Origin of the sequence: Mycobacterium sp. (genome assembly GCF_049683935.1) — a bacterium.
Taxonomy (GTDB): domain Bacteria; phylum Actinomycetota; class Actinomycetes; order Mycobacteriales; family Mycobacteriaceae; genus Mycobacterium.
Window position 1 is genome coordinate 1 of sequence record NZ_JBAUJR010000483.1, and the last position, 23,380, is coordinate 23,380.

Here is a 23,380-nt window from a genome sequence, read left to right on the forward strand (position 1 = left end):
CTTCGGGTTCGCCTCCGAACACCGGGCGATGTACCACAACGTCATACCCAGTGCCGTCACGCAATCAGTGGTGACGGCGTTCCGTGCGGCGTTGCTCCCGGCATGCGCCGAGATCGCCGAACAGGGCATGGCTGTGCTGGCCACGATCGCTCCTCTGCCACCGGAGTCGGTGACCCACTTCCTCGTCGGGGGGTTCACGGAGGTGCTGCGGTCGTGGATGGAAGATCCCGACGCCACAGACCTGCACGCGCGCGTGCGCGCAGCGCTGGACACCGTCGACGCGCTGCTGGGCATCGCGTCCCCTCAGAAAGGACCTCACCGTGGGTAGACACCACGACACTCCCGTCGTCCCGTCCTTCCGCGATCGCTCCGCGGTACGCACCACGGTGCTCGCGCTTGCGGCGTTGACCGTTTTCGTGATCGCGATGGTCGCCAGCTACTCCGGAGCGTTCGCCAAACCGACGCTGCACCACCTGACTGTCGCGGTGTCTGCGCCGGCGCCGGTCGTCGACGGTCTGCGGGCCGAGAATGCCTTGGCCGTCAACGAGGTCGGTGACCCCGCCGCCGCCCGACAGCAGGTGTACGAACGCGAGGCCGACGCTGCGTTCGCCGTGACCCCTGAGAGCACGATGGCGATCTACGTCGCCGGTGGCGGCGGACACAGCGTGGCGCTGGCGGCCACAACCGTGGGGAAGCAGGCGGCAGAGCAGGCTGGCCTGACACCTGTGGTCGAGGACGTCGCGCCGACATCGGCCGGTGATCCGTCGGGCACAGTCGAGTTCTACGCCGTCATCTTCATCTCCATCGGCGCGTCTCTGGGCGCCGCGCTGCTCGGCAGACTGATGGGCCCCGCGCGAACACCCGCGACACTGGGCCTGCGCACGCTGTCGCTCGCGGTGTTCTCGGCGGTCCTGGCCGGCGTGGTCACTCTGTACGTCGGACCCGTGCTGGACGCGTTGACGGCTCACCCCTGGCAGGTGTTCGGCGTGCTGTGGCTCTACGCGATGGCCGTCGGCGGCGCGGTCACGGGCGTCGCCGCGGCATTCGGTGTGGTGGCCTCGGTGCTGCTCGGACTGTTCCTCGTGGTGGTCGGCAACGCGGCAGCGGCCGGGCCGGTCGGGCGGCCCTTGCTGTCCGGCTTCTACTCGACGTTCACCGCGGTCGTCCCCCAGGGGTCGGGGGTTTCGCTGCTGCGCAGCGTGTCGTACTTCGGGGGTCATGGCGCCGCCGCGCCTCTGGTCACGCTGGCTGTCTGGGCTGCCGCGGGATGTCTACTCGCGGTCCTCGCCACCGCGGCGCGGGTGAACTATCGTTCCCTCTATGAACGCCGCGCCGGGGATGCTCGGCGAAGCCGAGGGCTACTACGATCTCGGCTCCTACCATCGACCGATTGAGACCTCCTCGGCCGCGGCCCAGGTCTGGTTCGACCGCGGCATGGTCTGGTCGTATGCGTTCAATCACGACGAGGCGATCCGCTGTTTCGAGCGGGCGCTGGCCCTCGACGGAGACCTGGCGATCGCGAGGTGGGGCATCGCGTATGCCGTGGGACCGAACTACAACAAGGCCTGGGAGGCATTCGATCCCGTCGAGTTGGCGGCGTCGCTGAGCCGGGCCAGGACGGAGCTGCGACTGGCCCGCGACGGCCGCGCCTCTGTCGTGGAACGCGCCCTGATCGAGGCGCTTGCCGCCCGATTCCCCACCGACGATCCCGATGACAGCGAGGCTCTGCAGGCCGGGCACTCCGCGTATGCCGACGCCATGGTGGCGTTGGCGCCGACTTGTCCGGATGACATCGACGTGGCCGCGTTGGTCGCCGACGCGCTGGTAAACGTCACGGCATGGGCGCTGTGGGACAGCCGAACCGGCGAGCCCGCCCCAGGCTCACGGGTGGTGGAGGCCAAGAGGATCCTCGACGACGCGCTGGCCACCCCCGCCGGACGGGAACACCCGGGAATACTGCACCTGTACCTGCACACGATGGAGATGTCGACGACGCCGCAGGAGGCGTTGCCCGCCGCGGATCTGTTGCGCGACCTGGTTCCCGACGCCGGTCACCTCCGGCACATGCCCAGCCACATCGACGTGCTGTGCGGCAACTATCACGACTCGGTGCGATCGAATCTGGCTGCGGTGCAGGTGGATCGGCGGTTTGTCGAGCGCGAGGGCGAGTTGAACTTCTATTCGCTCTATCGGGCGCACAATCTGCACTTCGTGGTGTACTCGGCGATGTTCGAGGGAAACTCCTCGACTGCTCTGCAGGCGGCCGAGGAACTCGCCGGCCAACTCTCCCCCGACCTGCTCTCCATCGAGTCACCCCCGATGGCCGACTGGCTGGAAGCGTTCGTGCCGTTGCGGATTCACGTGCTGGTTCGCTTCGGCCGGTGGGACGAGTTGATCGGCACGCCGCTGCCCGACGACCCCGACCTGTACTGCACGACCACTGCCACCGTCCACTACGGGCGCGGTGTGGCCCTGGCGGCGTCGGGGCGAACTGCTGAGGCCAGGGCCGAGCGAGACCTGTTCGCGGCCGCCTACGCACGGATTCCGGAGAGCCGCTACCTGTTCAACAACACCAGCCGGGACATCCTGGCTGTCGCCGCCGCCATGTTGGACGGTGAGATCGCCTATCGTGCAAAGGAGTTCGACGATGCCTTTGCGCATCTGCGGCGCGCGGTGGAGCTCGACGACTCGCTTCCCTACGACGAGCCATGGGGCTGGATGCAGCCCACCCGGCATGCGTACGGCGCGCTGCTGCTCGAGCAGGGCCGGGTCGAGGAGGCGGCACAGGTCTACGCCGCAGATCTCGGATTGGATCCGACACTGAGCAGGCCCTGCCAACACCCGGGCAATGTGTGGAGCCTGCACGGATACCACGAGTGCCTGACGCGCCTCGGCCGCGATGCGGAAGCAGCCATCATCGGCAGGCAACTCGAACTTGCGTCCGCGCGCGCAGACGTCCCGATCCGTGCGTCATGTGCCTGCCGCCTCGAGGCCACTGACGCCCGCTCCGGCGGGGAGAAGCCCGACGACGCGTGCTGTGAGACCCGCGTTCCGTAGACTCCGGATGTGGCAGTCAGCGGAGACGACCTCGAGCACCTGCGACGGTGCGCCGATCTGGCACGTATCGCGCTGCAGGGAGGAGACGAGCCGTTCGGTTCGCTGCTCGTCGACGGCTCAGGCACAGTGCGTTTCGAGGATCACAATCGAGTCCGGGACGGCGACGCCACCCGCCACCCGGAGTTCGCCATCGCCAAGTGGGCGGTCGACAACCTGACACCCGAGGAACGCGCCCGAAGCACGGTGTACACCTCTGGTGAGCACTGTCCGATGTGCGCAGCGGCACATGGCTGGGTGGGACTGGGGCGCATCGTTTACGCAGCGTCCTCGGCCCAGTTGACACAATGGCTGCAGGCCTGGGGCGCGCCGTCGCCGCCGGTGGCCGCGCTGGCCATCACCACTATCGCGCCCGGGGTCGTCGTCGACGGCCCGGTGCCCGAACTGACGGAGACGATGAAGACGATGTATCAGCAGGCCTTCGCCCGATGACCATGGAGCGTGTGACAGAACCCGATTGGGTCGAGCACGTCATCTGGTGGCAGATCTATCCGCTGGGCTTCGTGGGGGCTCATCCGGCCGATCCGCCGCCGACGGCCGACGAGCACCGGATCCGCAGAATCGTCGACTGGCTCGACTATGCGGTCGAACTCGGCGCCTCCGGCTTGGCGCTGGGGCCGGTTTTCGCCTCACGCACCCACGGGTACGACACCACCGACCATTACCGCATCGACCCCCGGTTGGGTGATGACGCCGACTTCGATCACCTTGTCTCCGAGGCTCATCAGAGGGGCCTGCGGGTGCTGCTCGACGGTGTCTTCAACCACGTCGGAACCGACTTCGCCCGCTATCGTGAGGCCGTCGACGGTGGCGACACCTCGTGGTTCCGGGTGCGGGGCGGCACGTTCGCGAACTTCGAGGGTCACGACGGGTTGATCGCGCTCGATCATCGGAACCCGGAGGTCGTCGACTACACGGTGGACGTGATGCGTCACTGGCTCGGTCGCGGGGCCGACGGTTGGCGCCTCGACGCGGCCTACGCTGTGCCCGACAGCTTCTGGGCGGAGGTGCTGCCGCGGGTGCGTGCGGAGTTCCCGCAGTCGTGGTTCGTCGGGGAAGTCATCCACGGCGACTACGGCGCCCAGGTCCGCAAAGCGGGATTCGACTCCATCACCCAGTACGAACTCTGGAAGGCCATCTGGAGCAGCCTTAACGACGCGAACTTCCATGAGCTGGACTGGACGCTGACGAGGCACAACGAATTCCTCGACACTTTCGTCCCGTTGACGTTCATCGGCAACCACGACGTCACCCGGATCGCCAGCATCGTGGACAACCCGGCTCACGTCGAACATGCGTTGGCGATTCTGCTGACCATCGGCGGCACCCCCAGCGTCTATGCCGGCGACGAGTCCGCTTACCGCGGGGTCAAAGAGGAGCGGTTCGGCGGCGACGATGCGGTCCGGCCCGAATTCGGTTCTCCTCATGAGGGTGTGGGAGAGCATGGGCAGCAGGTGTTCCGGGCACACCAGCATCTGATCGGCCTGCGGCGGCGCCACCCCTGGTTGCACACTGCGCGGACTGCGCCGCTGCACGTCACCAACAACGGGTACGTGTACGCGGTCCGAGACGGTGACAACATTCTGATCGTCGCACTCAACGTCGCCGACGAGCCGATGCCGGTGTCCCTGTCGGTGTTGGGGTTCGGCACGGCCGAAATGGTCGCCGGTTCCGGCGCGCCACCGCCGGAGGTCGTTTCCGAGGCCGTGGTGCCCGCTCACGGCTGGCTGGTGCTGGCGCCGCGGTAGATCCGTCAGCCCAGCAGCTCCAGCGTCGCAGGGTCGTGCGTCCCGCCGTAGAACGCGTCCAGCACCATACCGAACACCGGGTCCTCGCCGGCTTGGGCGAACAACGTCATCGACGAGCGCACTTTGAGATCGTCCGGATATCCGAAGATCTCGTGTGCCGTGCGGCCTGCTTGAGTGAGCAGCGTTGCGGCACAGTCGCGTAACCGCGGCCCGAGAACTGGATGGTCGAGGTACGCTCGCGCCTCGGCCGTCGACGCGATTCCGAACTTGTGCGCTGTCGCGCTGTGGCCGAGGCCTCGCAGCTGCGGGAAGACGAACCAGATCCAGTGGCTGCGCTTGGTGCCCGCGCGCAGTTCGTCGAGCACCGTCGGATACACCCGGTCCTGAGCTTCGACGAAGCGACCGAGGTCGAAGGGATCGGTGGACTTCGAAGCGTCGACTGGCATCACCCCGAGCTTCGCAGACGGCGGGGCACGCTTCAACAGGTGTTTGCCAGAATCTGGTCCTATTGCCCGCAGCGCTTGGCGGTCCCGAATTCAGATCGGCGGTGTGTTGGCTGTTCACGGCATGGTTCGGGTGCGTAATCAACCACACCCTTCACATTGGCCACACTTCGGCGCGGCCGGACGTGAGTCCGTGCCGAGTCGCAACCGTTAGCCAACCGCGACATCGATTCGCTGTGTCGGATCGTCGACCGGGCCCTCGGAGCGTGTTGCATTACCCCTGCACACAAACGGCATCAATTGCCAGGCACGCAGGACTTGTACAGAAAGGTGGGTTGGTTGCCGGTATGGAGTTGAGAGAGAAGTTTCGAGGTAAGTGGGTGCGCCGGATGGCCGCTGCCGCCATGGCGGCTGCAGCACTACCCGGGCTGATCGGCTTCGCCGGGGGTCAGGCGACCGCGGGAGCGTTCTCCCGGCCGGGTCTTCCCGTCGAGTATTTGGATGTGTTCTCCCCGGCGATGAATCGCGATATCCGCGTTCAGTTCCAGGGTGGTGGGCCCAACGCGGTGTACCTGCTCGACGGTCTCCGTGCCCAGGACGATTACAACGGCTGGGACATCAACACGCCGGCGTTCGAGTGGTACTACCAGTCCGGTCTGTCGACGGTGATGCCGGTCGGCGGCCAGTCCAGCTTCTACACCGACTGGTATCAGCCGTCGCGTGGCAACGGCCAGGACTACACCTACAAGTGGGAGACGTTCCTGACCCAGGAACTCCCGGCGTGGTTGGAGGCCAACCGCGGTGTGTCGCAGAACGGCAACGCAGTTGTCGGTCTGTCGATGGCCGGTAGCGCGTCGATGAACTACGCGATCTACTACCCGCAGAAGTTCATCTACGCGGCTTCACTCTCGGGCTTCCTCAATCCGTCCGAGGGCTGGTGGCCGATGCTCATCGGGCTGGCGATGAACGACGCGGGCGGCTTCAACGCCGAGAGCATGTGGGGTCCGTCCTCGGATCCGGCGTGGAAGCGCAATGATCCGATGGTCAACATCGCTCAGCTGGTGGCCAACAACACCCGGATCTGGGTCTACTGCGGCACCGGCACCCCGTCGGAGCTGGACAGCGGAACCCCCGGCCAGAACCTGATGGCGGCACAGTTCCTCGAGGGATTCACCTTGCGGACCAACATCAGCTTCCGTGACAACTACATCGCTGCGGGCGGCGCCAACGGCGTCTTCAACTTCCCGTCGAACGGCACGCACAGCTGGGGCTACTGGGGTCAGCAGCTGCAGCAGATGAAGCCGGACATCCAGCGGGTGCTCGGGGCACAGAACACCGCCTGACAACCCACACCCAGGGAGCCTGCCGTTTCCCCCGAACGGCAGGCTCCCTGCTGTGTTGCGGGCTAGAAGCCCGGAGTCATCCCTGGGCGGTCGGGCGGATGGTCAGGTCGCCGATCTCCACGTCGTGCGGTTGCTCGATGACAAAGGCGACGGCTCGCGCGACTGCTTCCGGTGCGAGCCCGAAAGCATCCATGTCGGAGCGGATCCGGGCCCGCAGGGCCGGGTCGCTGATTCCCCCGTCCAGTTCGGTGCGGACGAATCCCGGGGAGATGGACGTGGTGCGGATGGCGCCGTCCGTGGATTCCTGACGCAGCGCCTCCATCACGGTGCGCACAGCGTTCTTGGTCGCGGCGTACACCCCCATATCGGGCACGATCTTCAGACCGGCCGTCGACACCGTCGTGACGAAGTGGCCACGTTTCTGCTTGCGGAATACCGGTGTGGCCGCGGCGATTCCGTGCAGCACCCCGCGTAGGTTGACGTCGATCATCGCGTCCCATGCGTCGATGTCACCGTCACCGAGCGGACCGATGTCGCTGATGCCGGCGTTGGCGACCAGTACGTCGAGCCCGCCGAAATCGTCCACCGCCGTGTTGACCAGGCGCGTCATGTCCCCCGCACGGGTGACGTCGACGGTGACCGTGGCCACCTGCCCGCCGTCTGCCCGTAGTTCGTCGGCAAGAGTTTCCAGCCGGTCGGTGCGGCGGGCGCCGAGCACGAGCCGTGCGCCCCGGCGTGCCAGCAACCGGGCAGTAGCCTCTCCGATGCCGCTGCTTGCACCTGTGATCGCGACGATGGAGCCGCCTACCGGGTCGTTGCCAATCGGGTTTTCGGTCATCTGGAAAGAGACACATCGACGGGATCGGCTATTCCACCGTTCTGCTCTCGGCGATATGGGGGCGTGCTGCGCGCTCCGGGGAACAATCGGGCCGCGGCCAGGGTTGAGCGCATCAGATTCAACTTTGGAGGATTCATGGCTGAAGCCACATCAGTGCCGGTCTTGTTCATCAGCGAACCGATCGTGCTGCCGGGAATGGTCGTGCCGATCGAACTCGATGATGCCGCGCGCGCGGCCGTCGACGCGGCTCAGGCAAGCGACAGCGGGAAGTTGCTGATCGCACCGCGCCTCGCCGATCGCTACCCCACCTACGGCGTCCTCGCCTCCATCGTCCAGGTCGGACGGGTGCCCGGCGGCGGCGTCGCCGCAGTCGTGCGTGGTGAGACGCGTGCGCACATCGGCTCCGGGACCACCGGGCCCGGTGCGGCGCTGTGGGTCTCGGTGGAAGAGGTCGCCGAGGCAACCGAGGTCACCGACGAGACCAAAGCGTCCGCTGCGGAGTACAAGAAGCTGCTGCTGGCAATGCTGCAGCGGCGCGAGGCGTGGCAGATCGTGGACGTGGTCAACAAGATCACCGATCCATCGGCGCTGGCGGACACGGCCGGCTACGCCGCGTACCTCACCGACATCCAGAAGAGGCAACTGCTCGAGACCGAGGATGTCGCGGAGCGCTTGAGCTCACTCATCCAATGGACCGGCGAGCACCTGGCCGAGGTCGAGGTGAACGACAAGATCGCCGAGGACGTCCGCTCCGGGATGGACAAGCAGCAGAAAGAGTTCCTGCTGCGTCAGCAACTCGCGGCCATCCGGAAGGAGCTGGGTGAAGGCGAGCCCGACGGCTCTGACGACTACCGGTCACGGATCGAAGCCGCCGGTCTGCCCGACAACGTGCGCGAGGCTGCGTTGCGGGAGGTCGGAAAGCTGGAACGCTCGAGCGACCAGAGCCCCGAGGGCGGCTGGATCCGCACGTGGCTCGACACGGTCCTGGACCTGCCGTGGAACACGACGACGGAGGACTCGACGGACCTGAAATCGGCGCGGGAGATCCTCGACGCCGACCACCACGGCTTGGAGGACGTGAAGGATCGCATCGTCGAATACCTCGCTGTGCGGGCCCGGCGCGCCCAGCGGGGCATGGCCGTGGTCGGTGGCCGCGGCTCCGGCGCAGTCATGGTGCTGGCAGGCCCTCCGGGCGTCGGCAAAACCTCGCTCGGTGAATCCGTGGCCCGTGCGCTGGGTCGGAAGTTCGTGCGTGTCGCCCTCGGCGGGGTGCGCGACGAGGCCGAGATCCGTGGGCACCGGCGCACTTACGTCGGTGCACTCCCGGGCCGGATCGTGCGCGCTATCGGCGAAGCCGGATCGATGAATCCGGTCGTGCTGCTGGACGAGATCGACAAGGTCGGCTCCGACTACCGGGGTGATCCGAGTGCGGCGCTGCTCGAGGTGCTGGACCCGGCACAGAACCACACCTTCCGTGATCACTATCTGGATCTCGATCTGGATCTGTCCGATGTGGTGTTCCTGGCCACGGCCAACGTGATCGAGAACATTCCGTCGGCGCTTCTGGACCGCATGGAGCTGGTCCAGATCGACGGCTACACCGAAGACGACAAAGTCGCCATCGCCCGGGACTACCTGCTCCCCCGGCAGGCCGAACGGGCCGCCCTGACCCCCGACGAGGTCACGGTCACCGACGCCGCACTGCGCAAGATCGCAGCCGACTACACCCGTGAACCGGGCGTGCGGCAGTTCGAGCGACTGTTGGCCAAGGCGCTGCGGAAAGCCACCACCAAACTGGCAGCCGACCCCGCGCCGTTGACCGTCGATGAGCCGGATCTTGTGGGTTACCTGGGTCGTCCGCGCTTCACACCCGACTCCGAAGAGCGCACGGCGGTTCCCGGTGTGGCGACCGGGCTGGCCGTCACCGGGCTTGGTGGTGATGTCCTCTACATCGAGGCCGGCGCCACCGACGGGGAACCCGGCCTGCAGTTGACCGGCCAGTTGGGCGACGTGATGAAGGAGTCGGCGCAGATTGCGCTGTCCTATGTGCGCGCGCACGCCGAGAAGTTGGGTGTCGATCCCAAGGCGCTGGACCGCAAGATCCACGTGCACGTGCCCGCGGGCGCGGTGCCCAAGGACGGTCCCTCTGCCGGGGTGACGATGGTGACGGCGCTGGTTTCGATGGCAACCGGACGCCAGGTGCGTGCCGACGTCGGGATGACCGGAGAGGTCACGCTGAACGGCCGGGTGCTGCCGATCGGCGGGGTGAAACAGAAGTTGCTGGCCGCTCAACGTGCCGGACTGTCAACCGTTTTCATCCCACAGCGCAACGAGCCCGATCTTGACGACGTGCCGGCCGAGGTGCTCGACGCACTCGAGGTGAAGCCGATGACCGACGTCGCCGAGATCGTCGCGCTGGCTCTCGAGCCCGCCGCCGAGGCGGCGGTCGTCGCGGCCTGACAGCGACCGCGGTAGCGTCGCGCCATGGCCTACGACGTCGACCTCGCCGACCGGATCAGGGAACTGCTCGCCGCCGAACGGGGCCTCGAGGAGAGGGCGATGTTCGGCGGTCTGGCCTTCCTGATCAACGGCAACATGTCGGTCGCGGTCAGCTCCTCCGGCGGCATCATGGTGAGGGTGCCGCCGGAGCAGGCCGAACGGCTCCTCGCGCGGGAGCATGTGGAACCAATGATCATGGCGGGCAGGCAAACCCGTGGCTGGGTGCGCGTGCACTCTGACGGGATCAAGACGAAGCGCCAGCTCTCACCGTGGGTCACCCGCGGCGTGGAGTTCGCCAGGAGCCTGCCCGCGAAGTAGCGATTCGGCATGCCGGCACCCGGGTAGTCGGTGGTCATGAGCTATCAGGACATCACCCGCCGCCTTCTGGAGGCTGCCGGTGAGACATACGCCGAAGAGGCCGGCATCCGGCTCGACGACAAGCCGATGCCGTTGTTCGAGCTGCTGGTGCTGTGCATGCTCGCCAGCAAGCCGATCGATGCCACGATCGCGACACGTGCCGCGCACGAACTGTTCGCGGAGAAGCTGCGCACTCCCGACACGGTGCTCGAGGCCGACCGCGCGACGATGATCAAAGCCTTCGGGCGGGCGAGTTACGCGCGCTACGACGAGAGCTCGGCCACTCGTCTGGTCGACATCGCCACCGCGGTGCGCGACGACTACGACGGAGATCTGCGGAGCCTGGCTTCGCGGGCCGACCACGACGTCGAGCAGGCCACGAAGCTCCTCCAGGAATTCAAGGGCATCGGTGACACCGGCGCCGACATCTTCCTGCGCGAGGTTCAGGACGTCTGGACATGGGTGCGCCCGCACTTCGACGAGCGGGCCCCCCATGCCGCGACGCAGCTCGGCCTGCCGGGCGATGCCGACAAGCTGGCCGAGCTGGGCGGCTCCGAGTGCGCGCGGCTGGCGGCGGCGCTGGTGCGGATTTCGCTCGACACACGGCTCCGCGAGAAAGTCGCGCAGTGAGCGGATGGTCCAATGGGCCTCATGCGAACCGTCAACCGCGTCGCTGTCCCCGCGCTGGCGCTGCTGTGAGTGGCCTGCTCCGGCTCCGTGGTCGTCAACACCGACGACAGTGGGACGGTGCAGGCACCCACGCCCGCCCCGGAGGTGACCACCACCAGACCCAGTAACGCCCATCTGGCCACCGCGTTCGACTTCGCGGCCCAGGTCGACGGGCAGACCGGGTACTACTTCACCTCTCCGAGCGGCAGATGGGAGTGTGCAATCCTGCCGCGTGTCCGAGCAGGCTGCCAGAACGCCCAGTCGACCACCGGTATCGGGATCACCGACGCGCCCGACGAGGTGCCTGGTCCCGACGGGGACCCGACCGCACCCAACGCCGTCATCGTGGACCGCTCCGCCGAACCACAGTTCGCCGCGCTTCCCGTCCCCGGCCTGGCGCTGGAGCCGGGCACCGCCATCGAGCTTCCGTTCAACAGAATCCTTGCGGTAGCCGGGTTTCGATGCAATGTCCAAGAGACCACCGGCATCTCGTGCCAGTCGGAGTCCAGCGGGAAGGGCTTCACGTTCTCCGCCGACGGCTACACGATGACCTACACCGACGTACCTGCCGACGCCCCCTGACGCGGGATGTCTAGGGTGGGGCCCATGCCAGCACAGTCACCGACGCCGGTCACCGTCGCTGTCACCGGCGCTGCGGGACAGATCGGCTACGCCGCCCTGTTCCGCATCGCTGCCGGAGCGATGTTGGGGCACGACACTCCGGTTGTGCTGAGGTTGTTGGAGCTGCCCGGTGCGGTACGCGCCGCCGAGGGTGTGGTGATGGAACTCGACGACGGTGCGTTCCCGCTGCTGGCCGGCACCGAGGTTTTTGATGACCCCGTCAAAGGATTCGACGGGGTGGACGTCGCCCTGCTGATCGGCGCGAAACCACGCACCAAAGGCATGGAGCGCGCCGATCTGCTCGAAGCCAATGCGCAGATCTTCGCCACCGCGGGAAAGGCGCTCAACGCCGGAGCCGGTGCTGACGTCAGGGTGCTGATCGTCGGTAACCCGGCCAACACCAACACGATGGTGGCCGCTGCCCACGCCCCCGACATTCCCGGTGAGCGATTCACGGCGTTGACCCGCCTGGACCACAACCGGGCGATCGCGGCGATGGCCCGCCACGCGGATGTGCCGGTCTCCGACATCAGCAAGATGACCATCTGGGGCAACCATTCGCCGACGCAGTATCCGGACGTCTTCCACGCTGTCGTGGGTGGCCGGTCCGGTGCCGACTATGCGGCAGACACTCGTTGGCTCACTGATGATTTCATTCCGACGGTCGCGCGTCGGGGCACCGCGATCATCGAGGCACGCGGTGCGAGTTCGGCGGCGTCTGCGGCCAACGGTGCGATCGACCACATCGACGACTGGATACACGGGACTCCCGATGGCGACTGGACCTCGGTGGCGTTAGCCTCCCCCGGCGCCTACGGCATCGACGAGGGCCTGGTGTGTTCGTTCCCGTGCCGCTCGGTCGGCGGCGGTTGGGAGATCGTCGAGGGCCTGGACGTCAATGCGTTCTCCCGCGCCCGCATCGACGCCTCGGTCGCCGAACTGCGCGCCGAGCGTGACGCGGTGGCCGCGCTCGGGCTGCTGTGACCGGCAGCGCTACGTGAGCGAGGCCGTCCCGTCGGGGTGAACCCGGACCGACGCACCCGCGATGTCGTCCCGCACGGTCGCCTCGGCGTCGTCGGCATCGGTGATGACCGCGAGCACCCGGGCGTCCTCGGGCGTCCGGACCGCCAGGAAAGCTTTCTCGGGCCGCCCGTCCCGGTCGACGGGCGTGGTCCATGACTCGACTGTTCCCACCCCGGACCAATCCACCAGCGCGGTTCGGGTGGGTTCCCGGTCGACCGCGGGTTGGACATCCTCCCAACGGAACTCATGCTCCGGGGGTCGGGTTCCGTAGACGCCGAAACTGTGTTTGGTGAGGTACCCGCCGTTGGCGGTGATCAGCCCGCGGGTGCCGGGCCGCGCGACGAGGTGCTCGGCCATCGTGGCGATCGAGTGGCTGACATAGTTGTTCCACGGTCCGCCCGCGAACGTGAGTCCACCCGTCACGGTCAGCGGGCGGCCCGGATCCCCGACCGGCAATCCGAGTTCTGCGGCCGCGACCTGGACCGCGGACGGGAAACAGGAGTAGACGTCGATGAGATCCATCTCGTCGATCGCGGCGCCGGCGAGCTCCAGGGCCCGCGCACCGCCGATCCTGATCGCCGGTGACGTGTGGAACTCGGCTCGCTCACCGATCGCGTAGGTGTCATGCGAATCGGCTCCCGCGTACGGGAAAACCCAGCGTTCCGAGGGAATCTGGAGATGTGTGGCTTTCTCGGCAGAGGCGAGAATCAGTACCGCGCCCTGGTCGACCATGTTGTTGGAGTTCATCAGCTTGGTGTAAGGCCAGCTGATCATCCGGTTGCTCGGCGAAGGCTGCCAGATCTGTTCCGCCGTCAGCGCTTCGCGGCTCCAGGCGTGCGGGTTGGTGGCGGCGACCGCGCTGAATTGCGCCCACAGCTCACCGATCCGGCGACGGTGGTCATCGGGTGTCTCACCGGCGGCGATCCGCACCGCCTGTTCGAACATCGGGTAGACGTAGGCCGGTCGATCGAGGTTGATGCGGAGTTCCGCGGGCCCGGCCATCGGGACTCCCTCATCCGATCCCGGCGCCAGTGGAACCGAATCGTCCTGCTGCGTCCAGTCCGGCTTCTTCCCGGCGGCGCGGAGTCGGCTCCTCGTACGCCAGGTCTCCGCACCGGCGATCAGCACGACGTCGGCCCGGCCCTGCTGGATGTCCAGACAGCCGAGGTTGACCAGCGTCTGCGGTACGTTGCCGCCGACACCGGTGTTGCGTGTCTCGGCCGTCTCCGCCCGAATACGTTGCGCAAGAAGAAGGCCCGGGTCGCGATAACGCCACGACAGCAGATTGACGATGCGCACCGAATCGACCGCTTCGAGCACCCTCGGGTCGGCCGCAGCGCGCGCCGCCTGCACCATCAAGTCGATCGGTTCGACGCTGGGATCCTCGGTGTGCTGATTGACCTGGCCGTAGCCGACGAGCACCGGCGTCCTGGGGTCCAGTGGCATGGAAGACCTTCCTAGCTCTGATTCTGGTAGGTGAACAGCGCGCCGTCGGCGATCAGCCCGTCGATCTGTGCGGCGCTGAGCCCGAGGGCCTTCTGGCAGACCACCCTGGTGTGTTCGCCGGGCATGGGCGCGGGACGCAACTCCGACCGCGGTATGCCGACGTACGGCGCCGGTCCGGTTTCCGACGGTATCGGCACATCCAGCAGCGGATGCACCATCTCGGTGAGCAGTCGCCTGGAGATGATCTGCGGATCCGCGGCGACATCAGCCGCCCGATTCATCGGCGCGGCGGCGACGCCGAGACCCTGGAGTCGAGCGGCCACCTCGTGCTTGTCCCGGGTTGCTGTCCACCCTGACAGCGCGGCGATCACGTCGGCGCGGTCGGCGGGCAGGTCGGTGCCACCCATCAGCCCCGCGACAGTCCCGCGCTGTGCGTCCGGTATCGAGACGACGCACCACTCGTCGTCGCCGGCGCAGGGGCAGACCGCGTGAATCGTGTCGTCCCCGACCACGGAAATCCCGGCGGCTTCGGCAGATTCGGTCACATACGCGCCGGCGAGCTGATTGATCGCGGCTTCGGCCTGTGAGATGTGCACGTGAGCCCCGGTGCCGGTGCGCGTGCGACGGATCAGCGCTCCCACAGCGGCGATCGCGGTGAGTCTGCCGACGACGTGGTCCGGAAAGATCGTCGTCGCGTCGTAGAACGTGTCGGGTTCCGCGTCGCGGGATGTCCACAGCCGGGTGATGCCGGTGGAGGCCCGCACGAGGGGGCCGTAGCCCATCTGTGCACTCCATGGCCCGCGATCGCCGAATGCACTGCTCTCGGCAAGCACGATGGCGGGGTTCAGCGCCCGCAATCTGTCGTAGGAGAACCCCAGCGCGGCAAGCGTCCCGGGTTTGAAATTCGCGAACACCGCGTCGGCGCCCTCGACCAGTCGGCCGAACAGTTCGGCTCCGGAATCGTGGCGCAGATCCAGGCCGAGGCTGTACTCGTTGCGGTGGGTCAGAGCCCACGACCGGCTCATCGGCTTACCCGGCGGCGCCTGCCGAAGTCCGTCGGGATAGACCGGGCTCTCGACCTTGATGACCTCCGCACCCAGATCGGCGAACAACCGGCCCAATTCACCGCCGGCGACGATCACGCCGAGGTCGAGGATCCGGATACCGTCGAACGGACGCGACGGCCGCCGGGAATCCTCTCCTGCAGGCGCGGGTGACGGCCGGGGTACCGACCATTCGGGCTCGTCGGTGCCTGCGGGCGGCGCCGCGTGCCGGTACCCGTGGTGGCGTCCGTCGACCACCAGCGGACCGACCGGCACCGTCACCGTGACGTCGGGGGCCACGGTGGCCTCGGACAACGCTCCCACGCTGCGAAAGTGCTCTGCCGACAACGCTTCTGTAGGCGTCAACACTGCCGCGATCGGAACCCCGCGCGCCTGGCCCTGCGTGACCAGATCGGCCATCGTCTCCGATGCGAACAACCCGGCGATGGCGGCGTTGAGTTCGCCGGAGGCGGCGTAGCGCGCGGCGATGGTGTCGAATTCGGGGCCTGCGAACTGTTCGGGCTCACCCAGCCAGGCCCTCATCCCCCGCCACTGCCGGGCAGACAGCAGGCAGATCCGGACGAAGCCGTCGCTGCACTCGAAGATCGGGTAGATCTGTTGGTTGCGCGGGCGGCCACGCCACAGTTCCGTGGCGGCTCGCAGGCCGACGGCCGCCTGCCCCTCGGATCCGAAGGGCGGGTCGAGTGCTTGTACGACGGCTTCGAATCGGGAGAAGTCGATGAAATCGCCGGTGCCGCTGCGCAGTCGATGGAAGTACGCGGCCAGCACCGCCCATGCCGCCTGCACCGCGGCGGTGGCGGACGCGACACCGTCGGGCGGTAGCACCGGGGTACCGGATGTCGGCCCGGTCCGTGAGAGGGCAGACGACAGCGCATAGAGCACCGCGTCGCTGGCACGCCAGGACGCGCGGGGCCCTGTGGTGCCGAAGTCGGTGACCGACAATGTGACCAGATGTCCGAACTGTTCGGATAGTGCTGCACACGAAGTGCCGAATGCCGCGGTGCCGCTGGCAGTTCCGGAGTCGACAACGATATCGGCACTGCCGGCCAGCGAGATCAGCCGCCGGCAGTCGTGCGGGCGGTTCGGATCCAGTCGGGCGCAGCGCTTGTTGGCGTTGTTCAACACGAACGTGATGCCGACGCCGGCAATGCTGGGGGCTGCGCGCCGCACCGGGTTTTCGCCGGGCTGTTCGATCTTGAGCACCTCGGCGCCGAGGTCGGCCAGGATCCTGCTGACACCGTCGCCCGCTCCCGACGCCAGATCGAGCACCCGCACAGAGGCCAGCAACGGTTCCTCGCCCATTCACCGTCCCGCCCTTCTGCCGCCGTCGGTGATTGCCCACCATAACGGTGCGCAGAAGATTAACGTCCGCGCCATCGGGTACGGGTTGGACCACACCCCGATGCAGAGTTGGATGGAGTCATGACTGCCTCGACCGCATGGAAGTCCGTCGACCGGAGCCCGCTGACCGAGGAAACGGTCGGACAGATCGACCGATGGTGGCGCGCGGCGAACTACTTGTCGGTCGGCCAGATCTACCTGCTGGACAACCCGTTGCTGCGCACTCCCCTGACCCGGGAGGATGTGAAACCGCGCCTACTCGGGCACTGGGGCACCACACCCGGCCTGAACTTCCTCTACGCCCATCTGAATCGGGCGATCAAGCAGCGTTCGCAGTCCACCATCTACCTCACCGGGCCGGGTCACGGCGGCCCCGGACTGGTGGCCAACGCTTATCTCGACGGCACGTACAGCGAGGTCTATCCCGACATCAGCGAAGACGCCGAGGGGATGCGCAGACTGTTCCGGCAGTTCTCGTTTCCCGGCGGCATCCCCTCACATGTGGCCCCGGAAACCCCCGGATCGATCCATGAGGGTGGCGAACTCGGCTACGCCCTGTCGCACGCCTACGGTGCCGCCTTCGACAACCCGGATCTGCTGGTGGCCACGGTGATCGGCGACGGAGAGGCGGAGACCGGGGCGCTGGCCACCGGCTGGCATTCCAACAAGTTGGTCAATCCAGTAGCGGACGGCGTGGTGCTGCCGATCCTTCACCTCAATGGCTACAAGATCGCCAATCCGACGGTGCTGGCGCGCATTCCCGCCGACGAGCTGCGAAGCCTGATGATCGGATACGGACACAATCCATACTTCTTCGAGGTGCCCGACGATGCAGCCGCCGATCATGCGGATGCCCACCGTCGGTTCGCAGCACTGCTCGACGATGTGCTCGACGAGATCGCGGCGATCAAAGCCCGTGCGGCCGCCGGTGACGAGTTCAGGCCCGCCTGGCCGATGATCGTGTTCCGGACGCCGAAGGGCTGGACCGGACCCGACTACATCGACGGCAAGAAGACGACGGGATCCTGGCGCGCTCATCAGGTCCCGCTGGCCAACGCCCGGGACACCGCCGAGCACCTCCAGGTGCTCTCCGACTGGCTTGCCGGCTACCGGGCCGACGAACTGTTCGACGCCGATGGCGCCTTGCTCCCCGATATCGCGGGGTTGGCACCGCAGGGTCCGCTCAGGATGAGCGACAACCCCCACACCAACGGTGGTCTGCTGCTCAAGGACCTGCGCCTGCCGGACTTCCGGGACTTCGCGGTGGACGTGCCGGCGCCGGGCGCCTCGGTCGCCGAAGCCACCCGGGTGCTGGGCGGATGGCTCACCGAGGTGATCAGACGCAACCCCGACAACTTCCGCATCTTCGGACCCGACGAGACGGCGTCCAACCGGCTGCAGGCGGTCTTCGAGGTCACGGACAAACAGTGGAACGCCGACCTTCTCGGGCCCGAGGTCGACGAACACCTGGCCCGCGCCGGCCGGGTGGTCGAGATGCTGTCGGAACATCAGTGCCAGGGCTGGCTGGAGGGCTATCTGCTGACCGGCAGGCACGGCCTGTTCAACTGCTACGAGGCGTTCATCCACATCATCGACTCGATGTTCAATCAGCACGCCAAATGGCTCAAGGTCACCGACCACATCCCGTGGCGGCGCCCCATCGCGAGCTTGAACTACCTGTTGTCGAGCCATGTCTGGCGCCAGGATCACAACGGGTTCTCCCATCAGGACCCGGGGTTCATCGACCACGTCGTCAACAAGAGCGCCAACGTGGTGCGGGTTTATCTTCCGCCGGACGCCAATACGCTGCTGTCGACCTACGACCACTGCCTGCGATCTCGCCAGTACGTCAACGTCGTCGTCTCGGGCAAGCAGCCTGCGCCCAATTTCCTGACCATGGAGCAGGCGATCGCGCACTGCACCCGCGGGCTGGGCATCTGGGAATGGGCGGGCACCGAGGTGCTGGGCACCGATCCCGATGTCGTGATCGCTGCCGCCGGGGACGTACCGACCGTGGAGGCGCTGGCAGCCGCCGACATCCTGCGCACCCGCCTGCCAGAACTGAAGGTCCGGTTCGTCAACGTCGTTGATCTGATGCGACTGCAGGACAGCACCGAGCATCCACACGGGCTGTCGAGCCGGGAGTTCGACATGGTCTTCACGACCGACAAACCGATCATCTTCGCCTACCACGGCTACCCGTGGCTCATTCACCGCCTCACCTACCGACGCACCGGCCATGGAAACCTGCACGTCCGCGGGTACAAGGAGGAGGGCACCACGACGACACCGTTCGACATGGTGATGCTCAACGATCTGGACCGCTATCACCTGGTCATGGACGTCATCGACCGGGTGCCGGCGCTGGGGTCCACCTGCGCGACGCTGCGCCAGGAGATGGCCGACAAGCGAATCGCCGCCCGTGAGTACACCCGCGTGCACGGCGACGACATACCCGAGGTCAAGGAGTGGGTGTGGCCGGCAGCCGCCGAAGCCGGAGTAGCGCCCGGGCGTGCCGCGGGCGCAGCAGACACGGGCGGGGACAACGAGTGACCGGCGCGCCGCCGTGAGGTGAACCACAGCTGAACTGCAACGATGCCGCGGGCGGTACTCTTGAGCGGTTATGTCTGACGTCAGTGGGGTCGCCGCAGCAGCAGAGCCCCATCCGCTGGTCGCTCAGCTTTCGGCGTTGCACCATTTCCGCATCTACGCCGATATCGCGATCGTGGTTGTGGTCCTGGTGCTGACCAACGTGCTGGCCCACTTCACCACGCCGTGGGCGAGCGTGGTTGCCGTGCCCGCGGCGGCCGTCGGGCTGCTGGTCCTGGTCCGCTCGACGGGATTGGGCTGGACAGAGTTGGGGCTCGGGCGCGAGCACTGGAGATCAGGTGCCGGTTACGCGCTCGCGGCGGTGGCACTCGTCGGGACGGTGATCGCCATCGGCGCCTTGCTGCCCTGGACGCGACCGATGTTCCTGAACAACAATTACGCGACATTGTCGGGGGCGCTGATCGCGTCGATGATCATCATCCCGCTGCAGACCGTCATCCCGGAGGAGCTCGCTTTCCGCGGCGTTCTGCACGGTGCCCTCGACCGTGCGTGGGGGTGGCGCGGTGTCGCAGCGGCCGGATCGCTGCTGTTCGGCCTCTGGCACATCGCGACATCGATGGGGCTGACCGCGAGCAACGTCGGCTTCACGAAAATTCTCGGCGGCGGGGTCTTCGGCACCGTCGTCGGCGTGGTCGGTGCCGTACTGGCAACCGCCGCAGCCGGTTTCGTCTTCACCTGGCTTCGCCGTCGCAGCGGAAGCTTGATCGCGCCCATCGCACTGCACTGGTCGCTCAACGGGTTGGGTGCGCTTGCTGCCGCAATGGTGTGGCACCTGTCCTGACGCGGATCAGGCACGACTGCGCGCTTTCGCTCTGCGCGCGCGGAACTCGCGGTTCTTCAGTTTGTTGCCACACGACGACATGTCGCACCACGTTCCCCCATGATTGCGCGACAGGTCATAGAACGCCCACTGGCACTCGTTGTTGCCGCACGCCTTGAGCAACGACCAGGTTCCGTCTTTCTGCGCATCGCGGATAGGAAGCAGCAGTGCCGCCAGGCGCTCGGGCATGCCATCGCCCGAAACGGTCAGCCGCACCCGGCCGTCGGCCTCGACAGCGGTATGCACGGCCGCCGCTGCCGCGATGCGCTGCAACGGGGCGAGCTGGCGTGGTGTCGGTGCCGGGCCACCGGCATTGCCGACGAGCAACGTCCGCAACGCTTCCCGGGCGTCGACGACGAGCGCCAAGTCGGCTTCGCTCAGGTGGGCTGTCGGTGCCAGCAACTCGTTGGCGATCAACCAGGGCCGTGCGTCCTCGGTGGTGGCGAGTCGGTCTGCGCCGTCGGGCCGCTCGACGGTGTTGACCAGTGCCTGGATCCGCCGCAACGGGGGCGGTGCGGGCTTCGTCTCATCGTCACCCGGCCAGAGCCGAGGCGCAGCACCCATGCCGAGAGCTTAACACTGATGACTGGTATACGGCCTTGACTGGTCATGCGTGACCGGTATAACGTTTTGGACAGTCACCTAGCGTCCGCCCGGAGAGTCGAGATGATGGCTGATCACAGGATCACCCCCGAGGAATTGCGACTCGCCATCGCACGTCGTGCACCCGCGCGGCCCCCCGAGTGCCGGCCGTCGCCGATCGCCCGACTCATTGCCCGGATGCGGGCCACCGACTACGACCGATTGCTCGCCGTAGGAGTCGTCGCAAAACCCGGAAGTGCGCTGGCCGTCCACCGCGCACGCCTGGCGTCGAGAACCGAACGGCACGCCATCGCGGCTTCGCTGCGCCGGGCGGTACGCGAGGCACAGCAGCCGGGCGGTTCGTGGTCTTCCCGGGTCTGCGTGAACATCCCGAACGTCGCCGGCGCCGAGGATCTCATCGACCGGGCCGCCCGGCGACTCGATTCGCATTGGCCGGTCGGCGTGCTGGGAATGGCCCGGTTGAGGTTGGTGCTCTCGGACGGGGCCGGTCCCCTCTACAGATTCGGGCGGGGAGATCTGCGGGGGCGTCTCGGGGCGGCACTGGCCGAGCTCTGAGCGCTAGACGATCAGCACGGCGGCCCCCGAGACCCGCCCGGCAAAGAGATCGGCGAGCGCCTCGTCCGCCCGGTCGAGCGGGTAACCGGGTCCGGTGACCTGGAGCCGATGACGTGCCGCGAAGTCCAGGAAGGCCTGTGCATCGGCACGGGTGTTCGACGTCACCGACCGAAGCTGTCGCTCCTGGAACAGATGGCGTTGGTAGTTCAGCATCGGGATGTCGCTGAGGTGGATACCCGCGATCGCCAAGGTCCCGCCCCGATCCAACGATTCGAGGGCCGGCAGCACCAGATCCCCGACGGGCGCGAAAAGGATCGCGGAGTCCAGCGGTACCGGCGGCCGATCGCCTGCCCCCTGTGCGGAGGCGGCCCCCAGGGACAGCGCCAGCTCGCGGGCCCTCTCGCCCCGGGTCATCACGTGCACCTCCGCGCCCTGTGCCAGGGCCACCTGGGCGGCGAGATGAGCGCTGCCGCCGAACCCGTAGATGCCGAGTCGACCACCCGCGGGCAGCTGGGAGCGCAGCAGCGCACGATATCCGATGATGCCCGCGCACAGCAGCGGCGCGAGCTCGATGTCGGAGTAACCGGCGGGCAGACGGAGTGCGAAAGCAGCAGGCACCGTGGCGAACTCGGCATAGCCCCCGTCGGCGTCCCAACCGGTGTACCGGGACTCGGCGCAGAGGTTCTCCTGACCGCGCACGCAGTACGCGCACACCCCGCAGGTATGGCGCAACCATGCGATGCCCACACGGTCACCCACCGCGAACCCGGCGGCTGCATCGGATCCCAGCGCGACCACCTCCCCCACCACTTCGTGCCCGGGGACCACGTTGTGGCGGTGCACCGGCAGGTCACCCTCGGTGACATGCAGGTCGGTGCGACACACACCGCAGGCACGCACGGCCACGAGCAGTTCGTCTGGTGCCGGCCGCGGAACGGCAAGCGTGGCCCGAACGAGCGGGTGCTCTGTAATCGGGCCGGGCCGGTGCACCTGCCAGGCGCGCATCGACGGTCCGGTCACGGAGCCACGAGGCCCGCGGGTGTGGCTAGACCTTCTTCTTCTGCACCATGCCGACGATCCACAACAGGATCACGGAGCCCAGGATTGCGGTGAAGAGGGTGAACCACCAACCGCCGCCTGCGGTGTCGAGGAAGAAGCTGAGCAGGAAGCCGCCGATCAGTGCGCCGATGATCCCGATGACGATGTTCATCAGAATGCCGGAACCGCCGCCTTTGACGATCTTTCCGGCGATCCATCCAGCGATCGCACCGATGATGATGTAGCCGATCCATCCCACGCTCGTCATGGTCGACGACCGTGCGAGAAAGTCAGAAGCAACAACGATGTCCATGGAGATCTCCTGCCTGTTGCCAGCGGAGTCGGCAGCGGTTGCTGCTGACCCATGACTCAGATATACCCCTCACGGGTAACGGTCCGGCCACCGAAACGGAAACGATCACCGTTGGCCGTCGGCTATGCCGGCGGGAGCATCCCGGGGGCCGAGTTCGGGTCGACGGGAACCGGCACTCCGACCTCGGGCCGTGGCGGCGGGGCGTTCGGGTCCGGCGGAGGTGCGTTGGGATCCGGCGGCGGTGGTGGGGCGTTCGGATCCGCGGGCGGGGGCGGGGGCGGAGGCGTCCACGCCCGCACCGAGTTGGCCAGCGTCACCGCTTCCTGCTGCGGTACCGGGTTGGCCGCGGTACCCAGCCACACGACGAACCATCGCTCGGGTGCCCGCTGCCCACGAGGCGTCCCGGCAGCAGTTGGCGCGCCGACGACGCCGGCCCAGATCTGACCGTTCGGCTTGGCGGTGTCGGTGAACTCGACCTCGTAGTACGACGCGACGCCGGTCATCCCCCCGGCTTCCAATGGCACCGTCTGCTGGTTCACCCGCGTTCCGGGGAACGGCATGAAGAACTCGCCCATGTCGGAGGCCAACCGCTGGGCGGCCTTGGTGTTGTCGGTCTCGGCGCCGGCGAACAGCTTCAGGTCGAGCCTGCCGAGCAGCACGCTGGTGTCGTTGGGCGGCTGTGCATCCGGCGGCGATCCTTCCGGAGGCAGCTTGGTCAGCAACGCTTGGCCGTACGACAACTGGGTGGCGTCGGAGACCTCCCAGCCGGCGGGCACGACATAGCTGAAGCCGCCTGCGGCGTTGTCCACGCGGCCGGGCTCGGGAGCCGGCGGCGGCGGTGGCGCATTGGGATCGACCGGCGCTGCGTTCGGGTCGGCCGGCGGTGGTGGCGGCGCGTTCGGATCCCCCGGCGGTGGTGGGGGCGCGTTCGGGTC

The 23,380-nt window shown here is 67.3% G+C and carries 21 protein-coding genes and 1 pseudogene; 14 read left to right on the forward strand and 8 right to left on the reverse strand.

What is annotated here, in order from left to right:
* From WA965_RS27330 to WA965_RS27350, 5 genes and pseudogenes are all read left to right on the forward strand, one after another.
* Positions 1–328 (forward strand): annotated as a pseudogene (locus WA965_RS27330) (TetR/AcrR family transcriptional regulator); the annotation flags it as partial.
* Entirely contained in the window at positions 321–1,394 is a 1,074-nt protein-coding gene (locus tag WA965_RS27335; protein ID WP_526299208.1) for a hypothetical protein, read from the forward strand. The pseudogene WA965_RS27330 and the gene WA965_RS27335, both read left to right, overlap by 8 nt.
* Complete coding sequence (locus tag WA965_RS27340) at positions 1,321–3,057, forward strand: tetratricopeptide repeat protein (protein ID WP_526299210.1); 1,737 nt, start codon at positions 1,321–1,323, stop codon at positions 3,055–3,057. Before WA965_RS27335 ends, WA965_RS27340 begins: the two co-directional genes overlap by 74 nt.
* Positions 3,058–3,066: 9 nt before the next feature.
* Positions 3,067–3,546, forward strand: coding sequence for a nucleoside deaminase (locus WA965_RS27345; protein WP_526299212.1), 480 nt, complete (start codon positions 3,067–3,069; stop codon positions 3,544–3,546).
* Between the two features lie 2 nt (positions 3,547–3,548).
* Positions 3,549–4,862, forward strand: a complete 1,314-nt coding sequence (locus WA965_RS27350; RefSeq protein WP_526299244.1) for an alpha-amylase family protein — start codon at positions 3,549–3,551, stop codon at positions 4,860–4,862.
* 5 nt (positions 4,863–4,867) lie between these two features.
* Here the strand turns inward: WA965_RS27350 and WA965_RS27355 are convergent, their stop codons facing one another.
* The gene (locus WA965_RS27355; protein WP_526299214.1) at positions 4,868–5,308 is read right to left on the reverse strand and encodes a DUF1810 domain-containing protein; all 441 of its coding nucleotides are present in this window, start codon (positions 5,306–5,308) and stop codon (positions 4,868–4,870) included.
* A gap of 344 nt (positions 5,309–5,652) precedes the next feature.
* Here WA965_RS27355 and WA965_RS27360 point away from each other — a divergent pair, with 344 nt between their 5' ends.
* Positions 5,653–6,648, forward strand: coding sequence for an esterase family protein (locus WA965_RS27360; protein WP_178356866.1), 996 nt, complete (start codon positions 5,653–5,655; stop codon positions 6,646–6,648).
* A gap of 76 nt (positions 6,649–6,724) precedes the next feature.
* On the opposite strand, the gene WA965_RS27365 is transcribed toward WA965_RS27360, so the two are convergent.
* Complete coding sequence (locus WA965_RS27365) at positions 6,725–7,486, reverse strand: SDR family oxidoreductase (protein ID WP_526299216.1); 762 nt, start codon at positions 7,484–7,486, stop codon at positions 6,725–6,727.
* A 135-nt stretch (positions 7,487–7,621) separates the two neighbouring features.
* On the opposite strand from WA965_RS27365, the gene lon reads away from it, so the two are divergent.
* The 5 genes from lon (at position 7,622) to WA965_RS27390 (ending at position 12,616) form a co-directional block, all read left to right on the forward strand.
* On the forward strand, positions 7,622–9,946 hold the full coding sequence (lon, locus tag WA965_RS27370) for an endopeptidase La (protein ID WP_526299218.1): 2,325 nt from the start codon (positions 7,622–7,624) through the stop codon (positions 9,944–9,946).
* A gap of 24 nt (positions 9,947–9,970) precedes the next feature.
* A complete protein-coding gene (locus WA965_RS27375; RefSeq protein ID WP_526299220.1) occupies positions 9,971–10,303 on the forward strand; it encodes a TfoX/Sxy family protein in 333 nt (110 codons plus the stop codon).
* Between the two features lie 36 nt (positions 10,304–10,339).
* Positions 10,340–10,972, forward strand: coding sequence for an HhH-GDP family DNA glycosylase (locus WA965_RS27380; RefSeq protein ID WP_526448240.1), 633 nt, complete (start codon positions 10,340–10,342; stop codon positions 10,970–10,972).
* A 117-nt stretch (positions 10,973–11,089) separates the two neighbouring features.
* A complete protein-coding gene (locus WA965_RS27385) occupies positions 11,090–11,593 on the forward strand; it encodes a hypothetical protein (protein WP_526299224.1) in 504 nt (167 codons plus the stop codon).
* A 24-nt stretch (positions 11,594–11,617) separates the two neighbouring features.
* A complete protein-coding gene (locus WA965_RS27390) occupies positions 11,618–12,616 on the forward strand; it encodes a malate dehydrogenase (RefSeq protein WP_526299226.1) in 999 nt (332 codons plus the stop codon).
* A gap of 9 nt (positions 12,617–12,625) precedes the next feature.
* Here the strand turns inward: WA965_RS27390 and WA965_RS27395 are convergent, their stop codons facing one another.
* Both WA965_RS27395 and WA965_RS27400 read right to left on the reverse strand, forming a co-directional pair.
* Positions 12,626–14,101 (reverse strand): acetyl-CoA acetyltransferase, encoded by a 1,476-nt coding sequence (locus WA965_RS27395; RefSeq protein ID WP_526299228.1) that lies wholly within the window; start codon positions 14,099–14,101, stop codon positions 12,626–12,628.
* 11 nt (positions 14,102–14,112) lie between these two features.
* A complete protein-coding gene (locus WA965_RS27400; RefSeq protein ID WP_526299230.1) occupies positions 14,113–16,467 on the reverse strand; it encodes a CaiB/BaiF CoA-transferase family protein in 2,355 nt (784 codons plus the stop codon).
* Positions 16,468–16,587: 120 nt separating this feature from the next.
* On the opposite strand from WA965_RS27400, the gene WA965_RS27405 reads away from it, so the two are divergent.
* On the forward strand, positions 16,588–19,059 hold the full coding sequence (locus tag WA965_RS27405) for a phosphoketolase family protein (protein WP_526299232.1): 2,472 nt from the start codon (positions 16,588–16,590) through the stop codon (positions 19,057–19,059).
* Between the two features lie 70 nt (positions 19,060–19,129).
* Positions 19,130–19,897, forward strand: a complete 768-nt coding sequence (locus WA965_RS27410; protein ID WP_526299234.1) for a CPBP family intramembrane glutamic endopeptidase — start codon at positions 19,130–19,132, stop codon at positions 19,895–19,897.
* Between the two features lie 6 nt (positions 19,898–19,903).
* Here WA965_RS27410 and WA965_RS27415 read toward each other — a convergent pair whose 3' ends face one another.
* Positions 19,904–20,500 (reverse strand): CGNR zinc finger domain-containing protein, encoded by a 597-nt coding sequence (locus WA965_RS27415; RefSeq protein ID WP_526299236.1) that lies wholly within the window; start codon positions 20,498–20,500, stop codon positions 19,904–19,906.
* 105 nt (positions 20,501–20,605) lie between these two features.
* Here WA965_RS27415 and WA965_RS27420 point away from each other — a divergent pair, with 105 nt between their 5' ends.
* The gene (locus WA965_RS27420) at positions 20,606–21,094 is read left to right on the forward strand and encodes a hypothetical protein (RefSeq protein WP_526299238.1); all 489 of its coding nucleotides are present in this window, start codon (positions 20,606–20,608) and stop codon (positions 21,092–21,094) included.
* Between the two features lie 3 nt (positions 21,095–21,097).
* On the opposite strand, the gene WA965_RS27425 is transcribed toward WA965_RS27420, so the two are convergent.
* The 3 genes from WA965_RS27425 to WA965_RS27435 all read right to left on the reverse strand — a co-directional run.
* Complete coding sequence (locus WA965_RS27425) at positions 21,098–22,099, reverse strand: zinc-binding alcohol dehydrogenase family protein (RefSeq protein ID WP_526299246.1); 1,002 nt, start codon at positions 22,097–22,099, stop codon at positions 21,098–21,100.
* A 40-nt stretch (positions 22,100–22,139) separates the two neighbouring features.
* Complete coding sequence (locus WA965_RS27430) at positions 22,140–22,445, reverse strand: GlsB/YeaQ/YmgE family stress response membrane protein (RefSeq protein ID WP_526299240.1); 306 nt, start codon at positions 22,443–22,445, stop codon at positions 22,140–22,142.
* Between the two features lie 122 nt (positions 22,446–22,567).
* A partial coding sequence (locus WA965_RS27435; RefSeq protein WP_526448241.1) for an APA family fibronectin-binding glycoprotein occupies positions 22,568–23,380 on the reverse strand: 813 nt, incomplete at its 5' end.

Coding starts and splice junctions, on each gene's coding strand:
- WA965_RS27340 (WP_526299210.1), top strand. CDS start 1,321: ATGAACGCCGCGCCGGGGATGCTCGGCGAAGCCGAGGGCTACTACGAT.
- WA965_RS27350 (WP_526299244.1), top strand. CDS start 3,549: ATGGAGCGTGTGACAGAACCCGATTGGGTCGAGCACGTCATCTGGTGG.
- WA965_RS27355 (WP_526299214.1), bottom strand. CDS start 5,308: ATGCCAGTCGACGCTTCGAAGTCCACCGATCCCTTCGACCTCGGTCGC.
- WA965_RS27360 (WP_178356866.1), top strand. CDS start 5,653: ATGGAGTTGAGAGAGAAGTTTCGAGGTAAGTGGGTGCGCCGGATGGCC.
- WA965_RS27365 (WP_526299216.1), bottom strand. CDS start 7,486: ATGACCGAAAACCCGATTGGCAACGACCCGGTAGGCGGCTCCATCGTC.
- lon (WP_526299218.1), top strand. CDS start 7,622: ATGGCTGAAGCCACATCAGTGCCGGTCTTGTTCATCAGCGAACCGATC.
- WA965_RS27375 (WP_526299220.1), top strand. CDS start 9,971: ATGGCCTACGACGTCGACCTCGCCGACCGGATCAGGGAACTGCTCGCC.
- WA965_RS27380 (WP_526448240.1), top strand. CDS start 10,340: ATGAGCTATCAGGACATCACCCGCCGCCTTCTGGAGGCTGCCGGTGAG.
- WA965_RS27390 (WP_526299226.1), top strand. CDS start 11,618: ATGCCAGCACAGTCACCGACGCCGGTCACCGTCGCTGTCACCGGCGCT.
- WA965_RS27395 (WP_526299228.1), bottom strand. CDS start 14,101: ATGCCACTGGACCCCAGGACGCCGGTGCTCGTCGGCTACGGCCAGGTC.
- WA965_RS27400 (WP_526299230.1), bottom strand. CDS start 16,467: ATGGGCGAGGAACCGTTGCTGGCCTCTGTGCGGGTGCTCGATCTGGCG.
- WA965_RS27405 (WP_526299232.1), top strand. CDS start 16,588: ATGACTGCCTCGACCGCATGGAAGTCCGTCGACCGGAGCCCGCTGACC.
- WA965_RS27410 (WP_526299234.1), top strand. CDS start 19,130: ATGTCTGACGTCAGTGGGGTCGCCGCAGCAGCAGAGCCCCATCCGCTG.
- WA965_RS27415 (WP_526299236.1), bottom strand. CDS start 20,500: ATGGGTGCTGCGCCTCGGCTCTGGCCGGGTGACGATGAGACGAAGCCC.
- WA965_RS27420 (WP_526299238.1), top strand. CDS start 20,606: ATGGCTGATCACAGGATCACCCCCGAGGAATTGCGACTCGCCATCGCA.
- WA965_RS27425 (WP_526299246.1), bottom strand. CDS start 22,099: ATGCGCGCCTGGCAGGTGCACCGGCCCGGCCCGATTACAGAGCACCCG.
- WA965_RS27430 (WP_526299240.1), bottom strand. CDS start 22,445: ATGGACATCGTTGTTGCTTCTGACTTTCTCGCACGGTCGTCGACCATG.